Below are 21328 nucleotides of genomic sequence, written 5' to 3'. Positions count from 1 at the left end.
CGGTCAGGCCGCGCCGGACGCCTCCTCGAGCTCGGCGGCGAGCCCCGCGTCGACGCGTGCGCGCAGCCGCGTGCCGGCCTCGGTGTGCTCCTCCAGGTCGATCTCACCGTGCTCGTGGACCCGGCTGACCAGGTCACCCCGCGTGTACGGCACCACCACCTCGACCTGGACGCCGGGGCGCGGGAGCTGGTCCGCGATCAGCGCGCTCAGCTCGTCGATGCCCTCCCCCGTGTGCGCCGAGACGACGATCGAGTGCACCTCGCGCGAGCGCAGCCGGGCGACCGCCTCGGGCGCCGCGAGGTCCGCCTTGTTGAGCACGATGATCTCGGGCACGTCCATCGCGCCGGGGATGTCGGCGAACACGTGCCGCACGGCAGCGATCTGCCCCTCGGGATCCGGGTGGGCGGCGTCGACGACGTGCAGGATGAGGTCGGCGTCGGCGACCTCCTCGAGCGTCGAGCGGAACGCCTCGACCAGCTGGTGCGGCAGGTGCCGCACGAAGCCGACGGTGTCCGCCAGCGTGTAGACCCGTCCGTCCGCCGCCTCCGCACGCCGCACCGTCGGGTCGAGCGTCGCGAAGAGCGCGTTCTCCACGAGCACACCGGCGTGCGTCAACCGGTTGAGCAGGGACGACTTGCCGGCGTTGGTGTACCCGGCGATCGCGACCGACGGGATCGCGTTGCGCCGCCGCGACGCGCGCTTGGTCTGCCGGGCCGGCTCCATCGCGGCGATCTCGCGTCGCAGCTTCGCCATCCGCGTGCGGATGCGCCGGCGGTCGAGCTCGATCTTCGTCTCACCGGGACCGCGCGAGCCCATGCCGGCACCGGCGCCGCCGACCTGCCCACCGGCCTGCCGGCTCATCGACTCGCCCCAGCCGCGCAGCCGCGGCAGCAGGTACTCGAGCTGCGCGAGCTCGACCTGCGCCTTGCCCTCCCGTGACTTGGCGTGCTGGGCGAAGATGTCGAGGATCAGCGCGGTCCGGTCGACGACCTTGACCTTGACGACGTCCTCCAGCGCACGACGCTGCGAGGGCGCGAGCTCGCCGTCGACGACGACGGTGTCGGCGCCCACGGCGGCGACGAGGCCCGCCAGCTCGGCGGCCTTGCCCGAGCCGAGGAACGTCCCGGGGTCGGGCGTGCGGCGGCGCTGCAGCAGGCCGTCGAGGACCTGCGACCCCGCGGTCTCGGCGAGCGCCGCGAGCTCGCGCAGCGAGATCTCGGCCTCCTCGACCGTGCCCGCGCCCCACAGGCCCACGAGCACGACGCGCTCGAGGCGCAGCTGCCGGTACTCGACCTCCGTGACGTCCTCGAGCTCGGTGGACAGGCCCGCGACGCGGCGCAGCGACGTGCGCTCCTCGAGGTCGAGCTGGTCGCCGTCGAACGTGGTGTGCGCCGTGGCGCCGTCCTGCAGCGCGGTCCCGGCACGGGCGAGCACACGAGCGACGACGTCGTCGGCCACCTCCTGCGCGCTGCGCACCGGCGCCTCGCGCGCCTCGTCGGTGGTGTGCTCCCTGTCGTCCACGCGTGTCCTCTCGTCCGGCCGTCGGGTGTGTCCAGGATCGCACGCACGTACGACCGCAGCGACGGGATTTCGCTGCGGGCACACCCGCCTGGCGGCGTTAACCTCGCCCGGTGAGCGGTACCGACGGCCCGCAGGGCGACCACTACTTCACGGCCCGGCCGGCCTCGGCCGGCGAGCGCCGCGCGATCCGCGTCCGCCTGGCCGGGCGCGACGCCGAGGTCGAGACGGCCGGTGGCGTGTTCTCGCCCGACCACGTCGACCTCGGCACGCAGGTGCTGCTGCGCACCGTGCCCGCACCGCCGGCCACCGGCGACCTGCTGGACCTGGGCTGCGGCTGGGGGCCCGTGGCGCTGACGCTCGCGCTGCTCTCCCCCGACGCGCGCGTCTGGGCGGTCGACGTCAACGAGCGGGCGCTCGACCTCGTGCGACGCAACGCCGCGCGCCTCGGGCTGGGCAACGTCGTCGCGGCGACGCCCGACGACGTGCCCGTCGACGTCGCGTTCGCCGCGCTGTGGTCGAACCCGCCGGTGCGGATCGGCAAGCCCGCGCTCCGCGAGCTGCTCCTGCGCTGGCTGCCACGCGTCGCGCCGGGCGGCGAGGCGTGGCTCGTCGTCGGACGCCACCTGGGTGCGGACCCGCTGCAGCGTTGGCTGACCGAGGAGGCGGGCCTGCCGACGACGCGCGAGGCGAGCGCCAAGGGATTCCGCGTGCTCCGGTACGGCCCGTGACCGCCCCGGACGTCGACACCGCGCCGGACGCGATGTGGCGGGCGCGACGCACGACCGCGTACGCGATGTTCGCGCTCGTCGTCCTGGTGGCGTTCGAGTCGTTCGCGGTCACCACGGTGATGCCGCAGGTCGCCGACCTGCTCGGCGGCCGTGAGCTCTATGCGTTCGCGTTCGCCGGGCCGCTCGCGACGGGCGCCGTCGGGATGGTGGTCGCGGGTGCCTGGGCCGACCGGCGCGGGCCTGCTGCGCCGTTCGCCACGGGCGTGGCGCTGTTCGTCACCGGGCTCGTCGTCGCGGGGGCGGCGCAGAGCATGCCCGTGCTCGTGGCCGGGCGGCTGGCCCAGGGCCTCGGCGGCGGGGTCGTCAACGTCACGCTCCTCGTCGCCGTCGCGCGCGCCTACCCGCCCGTGCTGCACCCCCGGGTGTTCGCGTGGTTCTCCACGGCGTGGGTGCTGCCGTCGATCGTCGGGCCGTCGCTCGCCGGGCTCGTCGCCGAGCTCGCCGGCTGGCGGTGGGTGTTCCTCGGCGTCGCGGTGCTCGTGCTGCCGGCGACGGTCCCGCTGCTCGCCACGGTCCGCCGGCTGGGCCGCGCGGAGGCGGACGGCACAGCGCCGGCCGCCGCTGCCCCGACCCCCGCCGCCCCGTCCGACGCGGGTACCGACGACCCGGGCGACGCCGCGCGGCGGGTCGGCTGGGCGGTGCTCGTCGCGGTCGCGATCCTCGCGCTCAACGTGGCGGCCACGCTGCCCGTGCCGTGGTCGCCCGTCGTCGCGGTCGGCGCCGCGGTCGTGGCCGTCGCCGCGGCCCGCCCGCTGCTCCCGGTCGGCGCGCTGCGGGTGCGCCACGGGCTGCCGTCGGTGATCTCGACGCGCGGTCTGCTGTCCGGCGCCTTCTTCGGCGCACAGGTCTACGTGCCCTACCTCCTGGTGGACCGCGACGGCTGGGGCGCCACCGCGAGCGGGCTGGGTCTGTCGACCGCCGCGCTGGCGTGGTCGGCGTCGTCGGTCGTGCAGGGCCGTCTCGGGTCGCGGCTGCGCAGCCGCACCGCGGTGCGGACCGGCGCGACGCTGCTCGTCGTCGGCGTCGCGGGTGCCGCGCTCGCGACGGCGCTCGACCTGCCCGCCGGTGTGGTCGTCGCGGTGTGGACCGCGTCGGGCGCCGGCATGGGGCTGGCCTCGTCCCGGCTCAACGTGCTCCTGCTCGGCTGGTCGGCACCGCAGGACCAGGGGCGCAACAGCGCGGCCAACTCGATCGCCGACTCCGTCGGGGCGGCGCTCGCGCTCGCGCTGACGGGCGTGGTGTTCGTCGCCGCGGGAGGCGACGGGCCGTACGGGGGACCGGGCCCGTTCGTCGGTGCCTTCGCCCTCACGGCCGCGCTGGCCGTGGCCGCTCTCCTCGTCGCGCCGCGCGTCGGCGTACCGCGGACGGAGCGTCAGGACGTCGAGCCCGACCCGTCCTCCGGCAGCGCCCGGGCGAGCGCCGCCGCCACCTGACCGGGCGCGGGCACCCCCTCGGCACGGACCACCACGCGGCCGGCCGCGTCGAGCACGACGACCGTGGGCGTGGCCGTCACCGCGAGCGCCGCCGCCAGCGCGGGGGCGTCGGCCACGTCGACGTCGAGGTGCCGCACACCGGGCACGGCGGCCGCGACGCGCGCGAGGACCCGGTGCGTGGCACGGCAGGGCGCGCAGAACGCCGTGGAGACCTGCAGCAGCGTCGCCCGCTCCCCTGGCGTCGCGCCAGTCAGACCTCGGACGTCGAGCAGGGCACCGGGCGCGGCGACGGCGCCACCGCTCGGCACGTCGTCGTGCACGGGCGCACTCACGCCGGCAGGGCCGCCAGGTCCACCCGCGCCTCGGCGACGAGGACCGCCGGGCCGGCGAGGTCCGCACGCCCGTCAGGGTGCAGCGTGACGCGCACCGTGCCGCCGGGGACGTCGACCAGCCAGACGGCGGGGGCCTGCGGGCCACCCCACGCGCGCACGGCGGCGGCCGCCGCGACCGCGCCGGTGCCGCACGACCGGGTCTCCCCGACGCCACGCTCGTGGACGCGCATCCTCACCCGGCCGACAGCCGTGCCGTCGGCCGCGTGCTCCTCGCCCAGCGGCACGACGAGCTCGACGTTGGTGCCGTCGGCGGGCACCGGCCGCACGACGGGCGCGGACGTGAGGTCGGCCTGCTCGAGGTCACCCTCCTGCGCCAGCACGACGACCGTGTGCGGGTTGCCCACGTCGACCGACAGGCCGGGTCGCGTGACGGCGAGGCCGCCCACGTGGACCTCCGCGTCGCCGCCGGACGCGAGCGCGTCGTCCCCGCCGACGAGCGTCACGACGCCCATGCCGACGGTGAACCACGGACCGTCGCCGACCTCGGGCGCGGTCGCGACGACCGTGCGCACGCCTGCACGCGTCCCGACCTCCAGCGGCCCGTCCTCCGGGTCCCACAGACCCAGGTGCTGTGCGTAGCGGGCGAAGACCCGCACGCCGTTGCCGCACATCTGCGCGACCGAGCCGTCGCCGTTGCGGTAGTCCATGAACCAGGCGGTGCCGCGCGCGTCGTCCGGGGCGTCCGGCACGAGCTCGCTCGCCACGAGCCGGATCACGCCGTCGCCGCCGACCCCGGCGCGACGGTCGCACAGCCGCCGGACGAGCACGGGTGCGAGGTCGAGCGCGCCGTCGCGGTCGTCGAGGAGCACGAAGTCGTTCTGCGTACCGTGCCCCTTGGTCACCGCGAGCGTGTCGGCGTCGGCGGCGGTCGCGGCGGGCAGCGGGGCGGGCGTGACGGTCACGACCCCAGGGTACGGCGCACCGGTGTGGCGAGGTCGGGCTCGGGCAGCCGGCCTGCGTCGGCGTCCGCGACGAGGTCGAGGGCGCGCTCGACGAGCCGTGGGTCGCGCGCGTCGAGCCAGTGCACGCGCGGGTCACGGCCGAACCAGCCCATCTGCTTGCGTGCCAGGCGCCGGGTGCCCGCCGCCGTCGCGGCGCGTGCGGCGTCCTCGTCGAGCTCGCCCGCGAGCTGCGCCAGGGCCTGCGCGTACCCGACGGCGCGCGCCGCGGTACGTCCCAGACCGTGGTCCGCGAGGCGGCGCACCTCGTCGAGCAGCCCGCCGTCCCACATCCGTGCGACGCGCCGCTCGATGCGCTCGTCCAGCCAGGCGCGGTCGGCGTCGAGGCCGATCTGCAGGGCGGGCACCTCGTACTCGTGCTGCGGCAGGCTCGCCGAGTACGGCCGGCCCGTCAGCGCGATCACCTCGAGCGCCCGCACGACGCGGCGGGCGTTGCGCGGTCCGATGCTCTCGGCGGCAGCCGGGTCCGCGGCCGCGAGCTCGGCGTGCAGTGCCCGCGGCCCCTCGGCCTCGGCCCGCGCCTCGAGCGCCGCGCGCACCTGCGGGTCGGTGCCGGGGAACTCCATGCGGTCGAGCAGCGCGCGCACGTACAGCCCCGACCCGCCGACGGCGACGGCCCGCACGTCACGGCACGTGAGGTCGGCGAGCACGCCGCGCGCGAGCTCCTGGTAGTCCGCCACCGACGCCTCCTGCCGGGGGTCGAGCACGTCGAGCAGGTGGTGCCGCACCCCGCGCCGCTCCTGCGGCGTCAGCTTGGCCGTGCCCACGTCCATGCCGCGGTAGAGCTGCATCGCGTCGGTGTTGAGGACCTCGGCACAGAGGGCCTGCGCGAGCTCGAGAGCGAGGTCGGACTTGCCCGTGGCGGTCGGTCCCACGAGGGCCACGACGCGGCTCACGGCCGGACCTCCCACGCCACGGCCGCGTGGGCGGCACCCCGCAGCACGGCCGCGTGGAGGACGACGGCCGGCGGCGGGACCGGCCCGGCCGCGTCGAGCGCACCGACGAGGACCTGCCACGGCGCCCGGCCCGTGACCGCGAGCGCGGTGGCGAGCTCGCCGTCGGTCGCAGCGAGGGCGTCGCGACCGGCCGGGCCACCGGCACGCAGGGCGGCCACCAGCCGGGCGTCGAACGACCCCGCGCGCGCGTCCTGCGGCAGCGGCGCGTCCGGCCCGTGCCGCGCCGATCCCGAGCCCACGAGCACCAACGCGGTCGGGGCCGCCGCGGTCAGCGCGCTCCCGAGCGCCCGCAGGGCCGCGTGCGGACCCGGGGCGACCTCCACCAGGTGCAGCCGCTCGACCGCCGCCCCCGCCGCGAGCGCGAGACGCACGCCGACGACACCCGACGTGCGGGGCGCACCGGGGCGCTCGTCCGGTCCGCCCGGTGCGGGCACCAGCCGCACGCGCGGGGCGGGTGACGCGAGCAGGTGGTCCGGCACCCCTGCGGCGCTCGCGCCGGCGGCGAGCTCGCCCGTCACGGACCGGTCGACGGGCCCGGGGGCGACGACGACGACACGAGCGCCGGCGCCGACGGCGCGCGCGACGGCCGACGCCGCGGCTGCGCGCAGGGCGACGAGCGCCGGGTCGTCCGGACCGCGGCCGGCGGTTCCGGGCAGCAGCAGGACGGTGTCCGGGACCAGGGCGGCGGCGACGAGCACGGTCCGACGGTAGCCGCCCGTCCGGCCCAGCCGGGACCGCGCGTCGTCGGCCCCGGCAGGTAGGGTCGGCGCATGCGCTGGTTCCGTCAGCTCGTCCGCCGGTGGACCGGCGCTCGCCCTGGCGCGCAGACACCGCCGCAGCCGCTCGACGACATCGAGCTGCACGACCGGGTCGCGGAGCTGCTGGTGCGCGAGCTGGGCTCCGCCGAGCACGCGACGACCACGCCGAGCCCGGTGTCGCCCGCGCGGATCGCGTCCTGGATGTCCGACAACCAGTTCTCGTACTTCATCGACAACGACGGGGACCTCGGGGGACTGTGGCGCGGGAGGCTGTTCTACTTCTTCCTGTTCGGCCAGCAGGCCGAGATCCTGCAGGTGCGCGGGCAGTGGCACCGCGAGCTCGCGATCGAGCGGCTGGAGGAGGTGCTCGACCTGTGCAACGAGTGGAACGCCGAGCGCATCTGGCCGAAGGCGTACGTGCGCGTGCGTGACAACGGCCGCGTCCACGTCGTCGCGGAGGTCGCCACCGACCTCGAGCACGGCGCCACCGACGCCCAGCTCAGCCAGATCCTGTTCTGCGGACTGTCGACCGGCAGCATGCTCTTCGACGCGCTCGACGAGCGGTACCCCGACCCGGCGGGAGCGGCGCCGTGAGCACCCCGGGCTGGCTGCTGCGCGTGCTCGGCGGACTGCCGAAGCCCACCAAGACCCGCCCGGTGGACGACGAGCCGCCGCGCCCGCTGACGCGCGACCGGGTCGCCGACTACCTGCTGGGGCGCGGCTACCGTTTCGTGGTCGACGACGACGGCGACCTCACGGGCACGTGGGACGGCAGCAGGTTCTGGTTCCTGCTGCTCGGCGAGCAGCAGGAGATCCTGCAGGTGCGCGGCCGGTGGCACCGCACGCTGCCGCTCGAGCAACGGCGCGCGCTGTCGCTCGCGATCAACGACTGGAACCGCGAGCGCATCTGGCCCAAGGCGTACCTGCGCGAGGAGGAGGGGCTGCTCGCGGTCTACGCCGAGGTGTCGGCCGACCTCGAGCCCGGGGTCACCGACCTGCAGCTCGCGCAGCTCCTGGCGTGCGGCCTCGGCACGGGCGTCCAGCTGTTCGCCGCGCTCGAGCCGATCGTGCCGGCCGAGGGCGCACCGCCGCCGGACGTGCCCGACAACTGAGCCCCGCACCGACCGGCGGGTCCACGTCCCGGGCGTCCCGGGCGCACGGGTCGCCCGAGGCTCACAGACCGCCGAGGACGCGCCCCAGGACGATCTTCACGATCATCGCGGCCGGGTAGACGAGCGCGTACCCGAGCGCGACGCGCGCGTCGTACCCCGTGCGCGCGTTGGCGAACGCGAGCACCGCCGGCTGTGTCTGGACGCCGCCCATGATCCCGGACAGGCGCGTCCCGCCGACCGCGAACACGCGGCGCATCACCACGTACAGGCCCCCGGCCACCACCGACGTCACGACGACGCCGAGCGCGAGGATGCGCAGCCACTCCCCCGAGGTGAACGCGTCGCCGATCTGCGCCCCCGCCCGCGACCCGGCCTGTGCGAGGAACACGAGCAGCCCGAGCTCGGCCACGGCCTGGGCCGCGGTGTACGGCATCGCCGTGACGACCGGACCGATGCGACCCACCCGACCGAGCACCAGGCCGACGAGGAGCGTGCCGGCGGCCGAGCCGAGCTTGAGCACGCCGCCGCCGACCGGGATCGCCCAGGTGCCGAGGAGGATGCCGAGGGCCATGCCGACCCCGAGCACCACGGGCGTGATGTCGGACAGACCGCGCGAGGAGTCGCCGAACCACGTCGAGACCTCGCGCATCCGCTCGCGCGGGGCGATGACGCGCACCCTGTCGCCGAGTTGCAGCTGGAAGTCGTCCGTCGCGACGACGTCGACGTCGCCGCGCCGCACGCGCGAGATCGTCGCACCGAACCGGTGCAGCAGGTCGAGCTCGCCGATCGTGTGGCCCGCGGCGCGCTCGGCAGAGACGGTGACGCGTCGCATGTCGAGGTAGAGCCGGTCGGCCTCCAGCCGGTGCGACGACGCGTGCCCGAGCTCGCGCGTCACCGCCTCGACGTCGTCGCTGGGTCCCACGACCGTCACGAGGTCGTCGAGCAGCAGCCGGTCGGTGGCGTCCGCCGTGCGGATGGGCGACTGCTCGCCGTGGCGCACGCGCGAGAACTTGATGCGGTCGCCGTGCATCTCCTCGAGGTCCTGGACGCGGGGCCCGTCCGTCGCCTCGACGCGCACGGTGCGGGTCACGAGCGTCGGCGGCGTGTCCTTGTCGTCGAAGCGGCTGCGCAGCGCGGCGGAGACCGCCACCAGCATCCCCACGACGCCGAAGAGATAGGTGACGGCGTAGCCGATGGTCGGGCTCGACGCGTCGCCCGCCGCGTCGCGCGCCGCGGCGAGCGCCGGGGTGTTCGTGACGGCGCCCGCCCAGGCGCCGGCGACGACCGGGCTGCTGAGCCCGAGCAGCGCGCCGACGCCCACGGCGACGACCGCGCTCGTCACGAGCACGCCCGCCACCGCGAGGATCGGGCCGAGGCTGCGACGCAGCGACGAGAAGAACGTCGCGCCCGAGACGAGGCCCACGCAGAACGTGAACAGCGCCAGGCCGAACGTGCCGAGCACCTCGGTGATCTCGAGCTCGATCCCGTAGGACGCCGCCCACGCGGACAGCGCGATCGCGAGGAACAGCACGGCGGCGGCGCTCAGCCCGACCCCTCGGACCCGGATGTGCCCCACCGCCGAGCCGATACCGATGACGACGAACAACAGCAGGACGGGTTGCTCGGCGAGGAGGACGAAGACCTCGGACATCACGACTCCACGGGGTGCGGCGGGCGCCGCAGGAGGTCGGCGGTGCCGTCCTCATTGAAGTCCCGTCACCACGTCCGCACGTGGGCCCGAAGGCCCGGGCGCGGGCCCTCAGGCGGGCGGGCGTCCCACCGCGGGGAGCCCGAGCACGACGGGCCCGGCCGGCGCCGCCCCGGTACCGCACGCCCCACCGCTGCCGCCGTGCGCGTGCTCCTCCTCGCGTCCCTCCGCGCGCGCCTGCCAGGCGTCGCCCGCGCGCGTCCGGCGCACGCGGAACAGCCCACCGGGCGCCAGCGCCGAGTCCGCGACGAGGTGGTGCGGGGCGCCGTGCGTGACCTGGACCGTGACGAGGTCGCCCGGGCGGGGCGCGTCGGCGGGGTCGAGCCCGACGGGCAGCGCCAGGTGCACGAGCCGGTTGTCCGCCGCCCGCCCGGAGATGCGGGCCGTGGCGCCGTCCTTGCGCCCCTCGCCCTGCGCGACGAGCACGTCGACCGTCCGCCCGACCTGCGCCGCGTTCTCCTCGGCGGAGATGCGTTCCTGCAGCGCGACGAGCCGCTCGTACCGCTCCTGCACGACAGCCTTGGGGAGCTGGTCGGGCAGGTCCGCGGCGGGGGTACCGGGTCGCGGGGAGTACTGGAACGTGAACGCCGACGAGAACCTCGACGCCTCGACGACGCGCAGCGTCTCGCGGAAGTCCTCCTCGGTCTCCCCCGGGAAGCCCACGATGACGTCGGTCGTGATCGCCGCGTGCGGGATCGCCGCGCGCACCCGCTCGAGGATGCCGAGGAAGCGGTCCGCCCGGTACGACCGGCGCATGGCCCGCAGCACGCGGTCCGAGCCGGACTGCAGGGGCATGTGCAGCTGCGGCATCACCGTCGGCGTCGCCGCCATCGCCTCGATGACGTCGTCCGTGAACGCCGCGGGGTGCGGCGACGTGAACCGCACGCGCTCCAGCCCGGGCACGGCGCCCACCGCCCGCAGGAGCTTGCCGAACGCGTGCCGGTCGCCGAAGCCGACGCCGTACGAGTTCACGTTCTGACCCAGCAGCGTCACCTCGATCGCGCCGGTCGCGACGAGCGCCTCGACCTCGGCGAGGACGTCCCCGGGCCGTCGGTCACGCTCCTTGCCGCGCAGGTGCGGCACGATGCAGAACGTGCAGGTGTTGTTGCACCCGACGCTGATCGACACCCATCCCGCGTACACCGACTCGCGGCGCGTCGGCAGCGTGCTCGGGAAGACCTTGAGCGACTCCTCGATCTCCACCTGCGCGGCTGCGTTGTGCCGGGCCCGCTCCAGGAGCGTCGGCAGCACGTCGAGGTTGTGGGTGCCGAACACGACGTCGACCCACGGGGCGCGCTCGACGATGCCGGCGCGGTCCTTCTGCGCCAGGCAGCCGCCGACCGCGATCTGCATGCCGCCGGCCCGCGAGCGCTTGGTGCCCGCGAGACGCCCCAGGTTGCCGTACAGCTTGTCGGCCGCGTTCTCGCGCACCGCGCACGTGTTGATGACGAGCACGTCGACGTCGTCCGCCGCGGCGTCCGCGGGATCCGCGGGCACGTAACCGGCCTGCTCGAGCATGCCCGCCATGTGCTCGGAGTCGTGCACGTTCATCTGGCAGCCGAGCGTCTTGACGTGGTAGGTCAGCACGTCGCCGCCGGGGCGCGCGGTGGCGTCGGCGCGCGGCGCCGTCGCGCGCGCCGGAGCAGGCAGGGGCAGGGTCGTGGACATCGCCCCCAGGGTACGTCGCACACCCCGGGGCTCCGGAACCCGCGGTGGCGGGCGGACCGGGCGGACGACTCGTGCCGCACCGGTCGTTACTGGACCGTGACGTCCAGTCTTGGCGCTCGCAACGTCTCACCCGTAGGTTCGACCAATGGCCGACAGCATCACGACGGAGCCCGGCACCGTGGACGGCCCGACGGGCGCGATCGGTGAACCTCTCATCGTCCTCGACCACGTCGACAAGCACTTCGGTGCACTGCACGTCCTCAAGGACGTCAACCTCACCGTCCACCGCGGCGAGGTCGTCGTGGTGATCGGACCGTCCGGGTCCGGCAAGTCGACCCTGTGCCGCACGATCAACCGGCTCGAGACGATCGACTCCGGGACCATCACGGTCGACGGCAGGCCCCTGCCCGCCGAGGGGCGCGAGCTCGCCCGGCTGCGCGCCGACGTCGGCATGGTCTTCCAGTCCTTCAACCTGTTCGCGCACAAGACCGTCCTGGAGAACGTCACGCTCGGCCAGGTCAAGGCCAAGAAGGTGCGCCCCGCGGAGGCACGCGACACGGCGATGGAGCTGCTCGAGCGTGTCGGGGTCGCGAACCAGGCGTCCAAGCTCCCCGCGCAGCTCTCGGGCGGGCAGCAGCAGCGCGTGGCGATCGCCCGCGCCCTGGCGATGAAGCCGAAGGCCCTGCTGTTCGACGAGCCCACCTCGGCGCTCGACCCCGAGATGATCAACGAGGTGCTCGACGTCATGGTCGGGCTCGCGCGCGACGGCATGACGATGGTCGTCGTCACCCACGAGATGGGCTTCGCCCGCCGGGCCGCCCACCGCGTCGTCTTCATGGACGCCGGGCAGGTCGTCGAGGAGGCGGAGCCCGAGACGTTCTTCACCGCCCCGCGCAGCGACCGCGCCAAGGACTTCCTGTCGAAGATCCTCACCCACTGACCGCACCCACACTCCGACTCGCCCCAGGCGCACCGCGCCGACGCCACCGAAGGAGACGCACCATGCGACCCGTCCGCACCGGGCTCATCGCCCTGATGTCCGCCACCGTCCTCGCCCTCACCGCCTGCGCGGGGGGCTCCGACGACGCCGGGACCACCGAGCCCGCGGGCGAGAGCACCGCGGAGGAGACCGCCGAGTTCCCGGAGGGCTCGACGATGGCCCGCCTCGCGGAGGCCGGGAGCATCACCATCGGCACCAAGTTCGACCAGCCGCTGTTCGGCCTCGTCGGCCCGAACGGCGTGCCCGAGGGCTTCGACGTCGAGATCGGCAAGCTCATCGCCGGCAAGCTCGGCATCGCGCCGGAGGACATCGAGTGGAAGGAGTCGATCTCGGCCAACCGTGAGCCGTTCATCGAGAACGGCGAGGTCGACATCGTCATCGCCACCTACACGATCAACGACAAGCGCAAGGAGGTCGTGTCGTTCGCGGGCCCGTACTACCTCGCGGGTCAGTCGATCCTCACGCTGAAGTCCAACACCGACATCCAGGGCCCCGAGGACCTCGCGGGCAAGAACGTGTGCACCGTCTCCGGCTCGACCCCGGAGGCGAACCTGCTGGAGAACTACCCGGACGCCACGGTGCAGGCCCTCGGCGCGTACTCCGAGTGCATCGAGCCGCTGCGCAACGGGCAGGTCGACGCGATCAGCACCGACAACGTGATCCTCGCCGGCTTCGCGGCGGACAACGACGACCTCGAGGTGCGGGGCGACCCGTTCACCGAGGAGCCCTACGGCATCGGCCTGGCGCTCGACGACACCGAGTTCCGGAACTGGATCAACGACGTGCTCGAGGAGAGCTTCGAGGACGGCTCGTGGACCGAGGCGTGGGAGTCCACCGCCGGCACCGTGCTGCCGACCCCGGAGCCTCCGACCGTCGACCGCTACTGACGCCGTGACGGCGCCGTCGTCGCCCACCCGGCGGCGACGGCGCCACGGCTGCTCCCCCGCTCTGCTTCCCCCACCCAGCCCCCGCACGGAGGACGCGCGTGGACCTCTCGGTCGTCGCCGACAACCTGCCGGCCTACCTGACCGGTTTCCGCCTGACCGCCCAGCTCACCCTGGTCGCCGGTGCCGGTGCCCTCGTGATCGGGCTGGTCGTCGCCGCCATGCGCGTCTCGCCGCTCGGCTCGCTGCGCGCGTTCGCGGCGGCCTACACCGAGCTGCTGCGCAACATGCCACTCACGCTCATCTTCTTCTTCGCGGTGCTCGTGCTGCCCCAGTTCGGGGTGATCCTGCCCCTGGGGTACTGGACCGCGGTGGTGTGCCTCACGGCCTACACGTCGGCGTTCGTCGCGGAGGCCGTGCGCTCGGGGATCAACGCGGTCGGCGTCGGGCAGGCCGAGGCGGCGCGCGCGATCGGCCTGACGTTCGGGCAGTCGCTGACGACCGTGATCCTGCCGCAGGCGGTCCGCACGGTGATCCCCCCGCTCATCAACGTCATCATCGCGCTGACGAAGAACACCTCGGTCGCGGCGGGCTTCGCCGTCGTCGAGCTGGTGGCGTCCGGGCGACGGCTCGCACAGCAGAACCCTGCGGACGTCGTGCTCGTCCTGGTCGGGGTCGCGCTGTTCTACCTCGTCGTGACGGTCCCTGCGGGCCAGCTCGCGAACCTCCTGGAGCGGAAGGTGGCGTTCGCCCGATGAGCCGCACCACCTCGATCCTCTACGACGCCCCCGGGCCGCGTGCGCGCCGCCGCGAGCTGGTCGGCTCCGTGGTCGCCGCGCTCGTCGTGCTCGCCGTGGTCGGTCTCGGTGTCTGGTACGCCGCCGGCCGCGGCGTGTTCGACCCGGAGCGGTGGGCCGTGCTGTGGGACCCACCGAAGAACCAGAGCGCGGCGGACGTCTGGCGCTCGCTGCTGGTGCTCGGCCTGGGCGCCACGCTGCGCGCCGCCGCCGTGGCAGCGCCACTCGCCTTCGTGCTCGGGCTGCTGCTCGCGGTGTGGCGTACCACGCGGTTCACGGCGGCTCGTGGCGTGGCCTCTGCGATCATCGAGCTGTTCCGCGGCCTGCCGGTGCTGCTCATGATGTTCTTCGCGCTGCTCGGGTTCGGGTGGAGCGCGTTCGCCGCAGTGGTGTTCGGCCTCACGGTGTACAACATGGCGATCATCGCCGAGATCGTGCGTGCCGGGCTCGCGTCGTTGCCGAAGGGCCAGTCCGAGGCGGCGTACGCGGTCGGGCTGTCGCGCGGGCAGACACTGCGCCTGGTGCTCCTGCCCCAGGCGCTGCGCACCATGGCGCCCAGCCTGGTCGCCCAGCTCGTGGTGCTGCTCAAGGACTCCTCGCTCGGTTTCATCGTCGGCTACGCCGAGCTGCTCAACGCGATCAAGAACAACGCCCAGTACTTCGGTAACACGTCGGTGGTCGCGCTGTTCGCCGTGGGCGCGGGGACCTACCTGGTCGTCAACATCGCGCTCTCGCGTCTCGCGATGCGCCTGCAGGGACGTTCGCCGCGGACGGCCGCGGCCCCGGTCGACGCAACCGTTCCCGGGACGACGTCGACGACGAGCACCCCGGCCTGACCGGCGACCGCCGTCAGCCGGCCGTCGCGCTGGCCCGCAGCTCGCGCACGACCGTCACGCGGATCTCGCCGGGGTACGTGAGGTCCGCCTCGATGTGCTTGGCGATCGTCGCGGCGAGCTGCGGCAGCGCACGGTCGTCGACCTCGTCGGGCTCGACGACGACGCGCACCTCGCGCCCCGCCGCCATCGCGAGCGCCCGCCGGACGCCCTGGTGCGCGACGACGAGCGCCTCGAGCGCGCCCATGCGCTCGACGTACTGGTCGATCTCCTGGCGGCGCGCTCCGGGACGGGACGCGGAGATCGCGTCGGCGGCCTGCACGAGGACCGCCTCGACCGTCGCGGGCGGCACCTCGTCGTGGTGGGCCGCGATGGCGTTGACGACCGACTCCGACTCCCCGAGCCGCCGCGCGAGGTCCGCGCCGACGAGCGCGTGCGTGCCGGGCACCTCCGCCGTGAGCGCCTTGCCGACATCGTGCAGGAAGGCGCCGCGCCGGGCGACGTCGACGTCGGCCCCGAGCTCGGCGGCCATCGACGCAGCGATCTGTGCGCTCTCGACGAGGTGCTCGAGCACGTTCTGCCCGTAGGACGAGCGCAACCGCAGGCGGCCCATGGTGCGGACGAGCTCGGCGTGCAGCCGGTCGATCCCGGCGCGCTCGGCGGCCTCGTGGCCTGCGGCGTCGTGCCGGTCGTCCGCGCCGGCGAGAGCCTCGGCGTACGCGGCCTCGATGCGCTGCGGGTGGATGCGTCCGTCGAGCATCAGCGCCTCGAGCGTCACCTGCGCGACCTCGCGCCGTTCGGGGTCGAAGCACGACAGGACCACCGAGTCCGGCGTCTCGTCGATGAGCACGTTGACCCCGGTGAGCGCCTCGAAGTGCCGGATGTTACGGCCCTCCTTGCCGATGATCCGGCCCTTCATCTCGTCCGAGGGCAACGGCAGGATCGTCACGACCGGCTGCGCGCTGGTCGGCACCGCGACGCGCTGCACCGCGGTGGCGACGATGCGCCGTGCCCGCGCGTCGGCGGTGCGGCGGGCCTGCGCCTCGGCCCGGCGCACCTGCGCTCCGGCGGCGTCCACGGCCTGGTCGGCGATGCGGCGCGTCAGCTCGGCGAGCGCCTCGTCGTGCGTGAGACCGCTGGCGGACTCGAGCTCGGCGCGGGCCTGCTCCCGGGCGTCGGCGAGCCGCTCGTTGGCGGCGCGCTCCGCGTCGGCGAGCGTCCTTGCCGCCGCACGCTCGGCCTTGTCGAGCTCGCGGGCACCGACGCGTCGCGCCTCGGCGAGCGCGTCGGCCTCGGCGCGCGTCCGGCGCTCCAGGTCGGCGAGCTCGGAGCGCTGGTCGGCGAGCGCCCGCTCGCGGTCCGCGACGCGCCGTTCGCGTCGCTCGGCGTCGGCGAGCATCGCGCGCGCGTCGTCACGGATCTGCGCGACGTCCTCGGTGGCTCGGCGGCGGTGCTGGTCGGCCTCGCGCCGCGCGGTGAGCACCAGGACGAGGGCGACGAGGCACGCCCCGAGCAGCCCCACGACCGTACCGATGGCGATCGGCTCCGGTTCCACAGCACCTCCCGACAGGGCGCTCGTGCGAGCACCGCACCCCATTGTCACCGGTCGGCGCCGCCGCGTGGCGTCGCCGCGCCCGGCGGACGTCCGACCACGCCCTGCGCGACCGGTCAGTCGTTGTCGACTCCGGCCTCCGGCAGGCCGTCGGCGTCGTCGACGCCCTCGGCCGCGAGTTCCTCGCGCACCAGGCGCGCCACGAGCCCACCGGGGTATCCCTTGCGGCCCAACGCGCCGCACACGCGCCGCACGCGCACGGGGGTCTCGAGACCCGCCGTGGACCGCAGGCGGCGACGCACGATCGCGCGCGCCGTCTGCTCCTCGTCGGCGTCGTCGACGTCCTCGAGCGCGACCGCGGCCGTGTCGTCGTCGATCCCCTTGCGCCGCAGCTCGACGCCCAGGGCACGGCGCGACAGGCCGCGCTCGGCGTGCCGCGAACGGACGAACATGCGCGCGTACTCCTGGTCGTCGATCAGCCCGACCTCGGTGAAGCGGTCGAGGACGCGCGTCGCGACGTCCTCGGGGACGTCACGCCGGGCGAGCGCGACCGCGAGCTGACCGCGGGACTGGGCCGCCGCCGCGAGGCGGCGCAGCACGATGCCGCGCGCTACGGACTCCGGATCCGGCTCGGCGTCCTGGGCAGCGGGCCCGTCGCCCGGCGTCTCGGTGGTCGGCCGGCCGCGGCGTCGCGCCGCGGACCGGCCGGTGGGCTCCCCCACGCCGGTCAGAAGTCGACCGGGACCGGGGCGTCGGCGGGTGCGTCGACCTTCGCCCCGATGCCGAGCTTCTCCTTGATCTTCTTGTCCAGCTCGTTGGCCAGGTCCGGGTTGTCGCGCAGGAACTTGCGCGCGTTCTCCTTGCCCTGACCCAGCTGGTCGCCCTCGTACGTGAACCACGCACCGGACTTGCGCACGAACCCGTGCTCGACGCCCATGTCGATGAGCGACCCCTCGCGGGAGATGCCGACGCCGTAGAGGATGTCGAACTCGGCCTGCTTGAACGGCGGGGCCATCTTGTTCTTCACGACCTTGACGCGCGTGCGGTTGCCGACCGGCTCGGTGCCCTCCTTGAGGGTCTCGATGCGGCGGATGTCCATGCGGACCGAGGCGTAGAACTTCAGCGCCTTGCCACCGGTGGTGGTCTCCGGGCTGCCGAAGAACACGCCGATCTTCTCGCGCAGCTGGTTGATGAAGATCGCGGTGGTCCCCGACGCGTTGAGCGCACCGGTGATCTTGCGCAGCGCCTGGGACATGAGGCGGGCCTGTAGACCGACGTGCGAGTCACCCATCTCGCCCTCGATCTCGGCCTTGGGCACGAGCGCGGCGACCGAGTCGATGACGATGATGTCGATCGCGCCCGAACGGATCAGCGTGTCCATGATCTCGAGCGCCTGCTCGCCGTTGTCCGGCTGCGAGACGAGCAGCGCGTCGGTGTCGACCCCCAGCTTCTTGGCGTACTCGGGGTCCAGGGCGTGCTCGGCGTCGATGAACGCCGCGATGCCGCCGGCCCGCTGCGCGTTGGCCACCGCGTGCAGCGCGACGGTCGTCTTGCCGGACGACTCCGGGCCGTACACCTCGATGATGCGACCGCGCGGCAGGCCACCGATGCCGAGAGCCACGTCGAGCGCGATGGAGCCCGTGGGGATGACCTCGACGGGCGCGCGCCCCTCGTCCCCCAGGCGCATGACCGAGCCCTTGCCGAACTGGCGGTCGATCTGGCTGAGTGCGGCCTCGAGGGCCTTGGAACGGTCCGGAGCAGCGGGCATGGTCCACCTCGTGTCTCGTGCAGCGTCGCGCTGCGCCTGCGGGGGCTGGTCGTTGTCGCGGTGACGCTATGCCCGACCACCGACATCCGGTCGCGCCGCCCGCCGCACCCGTGGACCGGCAGGCCGCCGGGCGGGGCTGTGGTCGGGTCGACCGTGTCACCGTGGACCACGGTACCCGAACACGTGTTCGAGACCTGCACGACACGCGCGACGCGCCGCACGGGTCCTCAGACGCGCGCGGTCCTTCCGCCGGGCGTCACCGTCGCAGCCCGCCCCGGCTCCAGCACGCACGCCTCGACGTCGGGGGCCAGCCGGTGCACGGCCGCCTCGAACGCCCGCCCCGCACGGTCCATCCAACCCGGCGGCAGCCGCCGCGACGCCGGCGCGTGCAGCGTCCCCCAGTGCACGGGCACCGCGACGCGCGCGCCGACCAGCGCGCACACGCGCGCGGCCTCCACCGGGTCCAGGTGCCCGCCCGACAGGCGCGGCCCCCACCCGCCGACCGGGACGAGCGCGACGTCGACCGGGGCACCGGCGAGGTCGGGGACGTGCGCGAGCCCGGGGAACGGACCGGTGTCGCCGGCGAACCACACCGTCAGCCCGCCGCCCCGCACCACGAACCCCGTCGCGGCGTTGGGCCGGTGCGGCATCGGGCGGTGGCCGTGCTCGGCCGGGACCGTCCGGACCCGCACCTCACCCCCCGCCCGCCCGGCAACCGCGCGCCACTCGTCGGGCGCGACCCCGACCCCGCGCAGGCCGCGCGCGGTCAGCCAGTGCGCGCTCGACGGCGCGGCGAGCACCGGCACGTCGCCGAGCATGCGCAACGACCCGACCTCGGCGTGGTCGTGGTGCAGGTGCGACACGAGTGCCACGTCCGCGCCGCGCCAGTCCGACGCGAGCGGAGCCCGCCCGCCGCGCCGTCGCAGCACGCCCGCGTGGCGCCGCAGCAGAGGGTCGGTCACGAGCCGCACGCCGGCCACGTCGAGGACGGCCGTCGCGTGCCCGAGCCACCGCACCCGGACGCTCACGCGTCCTCCCCGACGGTCGCGGTGCTCGTGGCCCGCACACCGCGCTCGACGAGCCAGGCGACGAGCTGCGCGTGCACCGCGTCGGGCCCCACGAGCACCCGCCGGCCGTCGACGTCCTCGCACCGGGCGTCGTCGACCGCCAGCGACGTCGGGTGCAGCAGGAACGCGACGTTCTGCGCACCGCCGAGCCCGCCGTGCGAGCCGACCTGCCCCTCGAACGCGTGGACCTGCCCGCGCGGCCCCACGGCGGACACGAGCAGCAGGTCGCCGGTGTCCGGCAGCCGGGCGGCCCGCCGCAGGTCGGCGAGCGCGCGGACCGGGTACGGCGCCAGGGGGTCCTCGCCCTCGACGGCGTCGTCCCCCGCCTCGAGGAACCGCACGCCGCGCGGTCCCACCGCGACCAGGCCGTGCGCGGACGAGTCCGCGACGACGACACCGACGGCCGGGCGGGCCGCGAGGCCGGGCACCAGACCGGGCCAACGCTCCTGCACGTCCTCCAGGTGCAGCCGCCGCGGGGCGTCGGGGAACCAGACGAGCCCGAGGTTGCCCGAGCCGACGACGACCACGTCGGGCGGGTCGCCACGCGACGCCTGCGCACGGCCGTGCTCCCGGACGCGCGGCACGCCCTCCTCGCGGCGCGGGCGTCCACGCCGGTGCTCGCCCGCGGCGTCGGGACCGAGCACCACGCGGTCGCCGGGCCGCCCCAGCAGGCTCGTGAGCAGGGCGTTCACGGGTCCCCAGTCCTCACCGTCGGCGCTCTCGACGCCCTCGACGCGCGCCCCACCCGCGGGGCCGGCCATGAGCGAGCGCACGGTGTCCAGCAGGGAGCGACCCTCGACCTGCTCGAACGTGGCACCGAGCGCCTGGCCGTGGTCCGAGAGCACGACGACGTCGTAGTCGCGCGGCGCGACCCGGGCGACCTGCTCGAGCACGCGCAGCACCTGGTCGAGCCCCTCGAGCGCCCGCAGGGACTCGGGCCGCGTGGGACCCGCGTGGTGCGCGATCTCGTCGTAGTCGACGAGGTCCACGAACACGGTCGGGTGCCCACGGACGAGCGCCTCGGCCACGAGCGCCGTCGCGAGGTCGCGCAGCAGCACGTTGGTCACGGCGCGCAGGAGCACGTACCAGCCCCCGCGCGGCACGCGCGGGAGCACCTCGTGCACGCTCTGGCGGCGGGCCTGGTACAGCTCCTTGACGACCTCCCCGACCGCGAGCGTCACGCCGCGCGCGAGGACGAACGGACGCGCGAACACCCGCACGTACCCCCGCCCGGGCCCCAGGCCGTGGCGCCGGCCGCGGCTCATCACGAGGTAGGCGTCCGACGCGTCGCCCGAGAACATCGTGGCGACCGCGGCCCCGCCGCCCGCCAGGAGCCCTCTGCCGTCGCTGAGCCGCTCCTCGACCAGCGCCGCGTCGTCCGGGTGGTTGGTGACGACGAGCCGCCCCAGCTCCCGGTCCCACCACCGGAACGCCGGGATACGGTCCGCCGCACCGTGCAGGATCCCGGCGTGCGCCGCGGGCGTCGTCGACGGCACGCCGGACCACCAGGCGTCGAGGCGGTGCGTGCCCTCGTCGACCCAGCGCTGCATGGTCGGCACGAGGCCGGCGTCGACGGCCTGCTCGAGCACGGGTGCGGCCACACCGTCGAGCTGCACGACGAGCAGACCCGGGGGGCGCGGACCCGCTGCCGTGGGGGCGCAGCGCCGCGCCCGCCGCACCACGTCGGCGACGACGTACTCGTTGTCGCTCGAGCCCCACACCCAGCGACCGGCGGCCATGACGACGGCCGTGAGCAGCAGGACCCACAGGACCGACCAGGCCGACCGCAGCGCGACTCCCGGCACCACGGCCAGGGCCGCCCACGTGACGAGCACCTGCGCGCCGACGCCTGCGACGAACGCGCCACCGACGCCCGCGACCGCCGCGAGCAGGCGCAGCGGTGCGCGCAGCACGAGGTCGCCGAGGCCTACCGCGAGCGCCACGAGCGGCACGGCCCACGCCGCGGTGAGGCTGACGCCGTCGACGAGCGCGATCGCCGCGCCCAGGCCCAGCGCGTTCAGCGCGAGCGCGACCAGCGCGTCGGCGACGTCGACGGCGCGGGGCCGCCAGCGCGCGCGGTCGGGACGGTCCGGCGCGGGCACGCCGTCGGACGCGGGACCGTGGCCGGGCAC

20 protein-coding genes are annotated in these 21328 nt (G+C 75.1%); 8 read left to right on the top strand and 12 right to left on the bottom strand.

From position 1 onward, the window contains the following. Positions 1–3: 3 nt before the first annotated feature. Positions 4–1521 (bottom strand): GTPase HflX, encoded by a 1518-nt coding sequence (hflX, locus tag CFLA_RS07885; RefSeq protein ID WP_013116794.1) that lies wholly within the window; start codon positions 1519–1521, stop codon positions 4–6. A gap of 110 nt (positions 1522–1631) precedes the next feature. Between hflX and CFLA_RS07880 the strand changes: the two genes are divergently transcribed. Both CFLA_RS07880 and CFLA_RS07875 read left to right on the top strand, forming a co-directional pair. Continuing rightward, positions 1632–2249 (top strand): class I SAM-dependent methyltransferase, encoded by a 618-nt coding sequence (locus CFLA_RS07880; protein ID WP_013116793.1) that lies wholly within the window; start codon positions 1632–1634, stop codon positions 2247–2249. Beyond that, the gene (locus tag CFLA_RS07875; protein ID WP_013116792.1) at positions 2246–3742 is read left to right on the top strand and encodes an MFS transporter; all 1497 of its coding nucleotides are present in this window, start codon (positions 2246–2248) and stop codon (positions 3740–3742) included. Before CFLA_RS07880 ends, CFLA_RS07875 begins: the two co-directional genes overlap by 4 nt. Here CFLA_RS07875 and CFLA_RS07870 read toward each other — a convergent pair. The 4 genes from CFLA_RS07870 to CFLA_RS07855 are packed head-to-tail and all read right to left on the bottom strand — an operon-like array spanning position 3682 to position 6747. Continuing rightward, positions 3682–4074 carry a TlpA family protein disulfide reductase gene (locus CFLA_RS07870; RefSeq protein WP_013116791.1) on the bottom strand — a complete coding sequence of 131 codons (393 nt, stop codon included), beginning with the start codon at positions 4072–4074 and terminating at the stop codon, positions 3682–3684. The two genes, CFLA_RS07875 and CFLA_RS07870, sit on opposite strands and share 61 nt — an antisense overlap. Then, positions 4071–5036 (bottom strand): diaminopimelate epimerase, encoded by a 966-nt coding sequence (dapF, locus tag CFLA_RS07865; RefSeq protein ID WP_013116790.1) that lies wholly within the window; start codon positions 5034–5036, stop codon positions 4071–4073. The genes CFLA_RS07870 and dapF overlap by 4 nt, the downstream gene beginning before the upstream one ends. Further along, a complete protein-coding gene (miaA, locus tag CFLA_RS07860) occupies positions 5033–5989 on the bottom strand; it encodes a tRNA (adenosine(37)-N6)-dimethylallyltransferase MiaA (RefSeq protein ID WP_013116789.1) in 957 nt (318 codons plus the stop codon). Before miaA ends, dapF begins: the two co-directional genes overlap by 4 nt. Further along, entirely contained in the window at positions 5986–6747 is a 762-nt protein-coding gene (locus tag CFLA_RS07855) for a class III extradiol ring-cleavage dioxygenase family protein (RefSeq protein WP_013116788.1), read from the bottom strand. The genes miaA and CFLA_RS07855 overlap by 4 nt, the downstream gene beginning before the upstream one ends. Positions 6748–6819: 72 nt before the next feature. Here CFLA_RS07855 and CFLA_RS07850 point away from each other — a divergent pair, with 72 nt between their 5' ends. Both CFLA_RS07850 and CFLA_RS07845 read left to right on the top strand, forming a co-directional pair. Continuing rightward, positions 6820–7401: a type III secretion system chaperone family protein gene (locus CFLA_RS07850; RefSeq protein ID WP_013116787.1), complete on the top strand. Its 582-nt coding sequence runs from the start codon at positions 6820–6822 to the stop codon at positions 7399–7401. Further along, positions 7398–7919, top strand: a complete 522-nt coding sequence (locus CFLA_RS07845; protein WP_013116786.1) for a type III secretion system chaperone family protein — start codon at positions 7398–7400, stop codon at positions 7917–7919. Before CFLA_RS07850 ends, CFLA_RS07845 begins: the two co-directional genes overlap by 4 nt. A 61-nt stretch (positions 7920–7980) precedes the next feature. Here the strand turns inward: CFLA_RS07845 and CFLA_RS07840 are convergent, their stop codons facing one another. Together CFLA_RS07840 and miaB are read right to left on the bottom strand one after the other, a co-directional pair. Continuing rightward, positions 7981–9570 carry an aspartate:alanine exchanger family transporter gene (locus CFLA_RS07840; RefSeq protein WP_013116785.1) on the bottom strand — a complete coding sequence of 530 codons (1590 nt, stop codon included), beginning with the start codon at positions 9568–9570 and terminating at the stop codon, positions 7981–7983. Positions 9571–9678: 108 nt separating this feature from the next. Beyond that, on the bottom strand, positions 9679–11295 hold the full coding sequence (gene miaB, locus CFLA_RS07835; protein ID WP_013116784.1) for a tRNA (N6-isopentenyl adenosine(37)-C2)-methylthiotransferase MiaB: 1617 nt from the start codon (positions 11293–11295) through the stop codon (positions 9679–9681). Positions 11296–11440: 145 nt separating this feature from the next. Between miaB and CFLA_RS07830 the strand changes: the two genes are divergently transcribed. From CFLA_RS07830 to CFLA_RS07815, 4 genes are all read left to right on the top strand, one after another. Continuing rightward, positions 11441–12235, top strand: a complete 795-nt coding sequence (locus CFLA_RS07830) for an amino acid ABC transporter ATP-binding protein (RefSeq protein WP_013116783.1) — start codon at positions 11441–11443, stop codon at positions 12233–12235. Positions 12236–12297: 62 nt separating this feature from the next. After that, positions 12298–13182, top strand: a complete 885-nt coding sequence (locus tag CFLA_RS07825; RefSeq protein ID WP_013116782.1) for a glutamate ABC transporter substrate-binding protein — start codon at positions 12298–12300, stop codon at positions 13180–13182. Positions 13183–13280: 98 nt separating this feature from the next. Continuing rightward, positions 13281–13937, top strand: a complete 657-nt coding sequence (locus tag CFLA_RS07820) for an amino acid ABC transporter permease (protein ID WP_013116781.1) — start codon at positions 13281–13283, stop codon at positions 13935–13937. Beyond that, positions 13934–14812 carry an amino acid ABC transporter permease gene (locus CFLA_RS07815; protein ID WP_013116780.1) on the top strand — a complete coding sequence of 293 codons (879 nt, stop codon included), beginning with the start codon at positions 13934–13936 and terminating at the stop codon, positions 14810–14812. The genes CFLA_RS07820 and CFLA_RS07815 overlap by 4 nt, the downstream gene beginning before the upstream one ends. A gap of 13 nt (positions 14813–14825) precedes the next feature. Here CFLA_RS07815 and rny read toward each other — a convergent pair whose 3' ends face one another. The 5 genes from rny to CFLA_RS07790 all read right to left on the bottom strand — a co-directional run bounded on the left by rny (position 14826) and on the right by CFLA_RS07790 (position 21328). Next, positions 14826–16364, bottom strand: a complete 1539-nt coding sequence (rny, locus tag CFLA_RS07810; protein WP_013116779.1) for a ribonuclease Y — start codon at positions 16362–16364, stop codon at positions 14826–14828. 113 nt (positions 16365–16477) lie between these two features. Then, positions 16478–17083, bottom strand: coding sequence for a regulatory protein RecX (locus CFLA_RS07805; protein WP_013116778.1), 606 nt, complete (start codon positions 17081–17083; stop codon positions 16478–16480). A 5-nt stretch (positions 17084–17088) separates the two neighbouring features. Next, a complete protein-coding gene (gene recA, locus CFLA_RS07800; RefSeq protein ID WP_013116777.1) occupies positions 17089–18129 on the bottom strand; it encodes a recombinase RecA in 1041 nt (346 codons plus the stop codon). A gap of 227 nt (positions 18130–18356) precedes the next feature. After that, positions 18357–19157, bottom strand: coding sequence for an MBL fold metallo-hydrolase (locus tag CFLA_RS07795; protein ID WP_013116776.1), 801 nt, complete (start codon positions 19155–19157; stop codon positions 18357–18359). Continuing rightward, positions 19154–21328, bottom strand: coding sequence for an alkaline phosphatase family protein (locus tag CFLA_RS07790; RefSeq protein ID WP_013116775.1), 2175 nt, complete (start codon positions 21326–21328; stop codon positions 19154–19156). The genes CFLA_RS07795 and CFLA_RS07790 overlap by 4 nt, the downstream gene beginning before the upstream one ends.

It is taken from the genome of Cellulomonas flavigena DSM 20109 (genome assembly GCF_000092865.1).
GTDB classification, from domain to species: Bacteria; Actinomycetota; Actinomycetes; order Actinomycetales; family Cellulomonadaceae; genus Cellulomonas; species Cellulomonas flavigena.
The sequence above is the reverse complement of the archived record's forward strand: the minus strand, read 5'-3'. Positions and strand labels throughout refer to the sequence as shown.

Bases quoted from the DNA above. Each gene is read 5' to 3' on its own strand.
- CFLA_RS07830 (WP_013116783.1), top strand. From the start codon at position 11,441: ATGGCCGACAGCATCACGACGGAGCCCGGCACCGTGGACGGCCCGACG.
- CFLA_RS07850 (WP_013116787.1), top strand. From the start codon at position 6,820: ATGCGCTGGTTCCGTCAGCTCGTCCGCCGGTGGACCGGCGCTCGCCCT.
- CFLA_RS07815 (WP_013116780.1), top strand. From the start codon at position 13,934: ATGAGCCGCACCACCTCGATCCTCTACGACGCCCCCGGGCCGCGTGCG.
- miaB (WP_013116784.1), bottom strand. From the start codon at position 11,295: ATGTCCACGACCCTGCCCCTGCCTGCTCCGGCGCGCGCGACGGCGCCG.
- recA (WP_013116777.1), bottom strand. From the start codon at position 18,129: ATGCCCGCTGCTCCGGACCGTTCCAAGGCCCTCGAGGCCGCACTCAGC.
- CFLA_RS07840 (WP_013116785.1), bottom strand. From the start codon at position 9,570: ATGTCCGAGGTCTTCGTCCTCCTCGCCGAGCAACCCGTCCTGCTGTTG.
- CFLA_RS07825 (WP_013116782.1), top strand. From the start codon at position 12,298: ATGCGACCCGTCCGCACCGGGCTCATCGCCCTGATGTCCGCCACCGTC.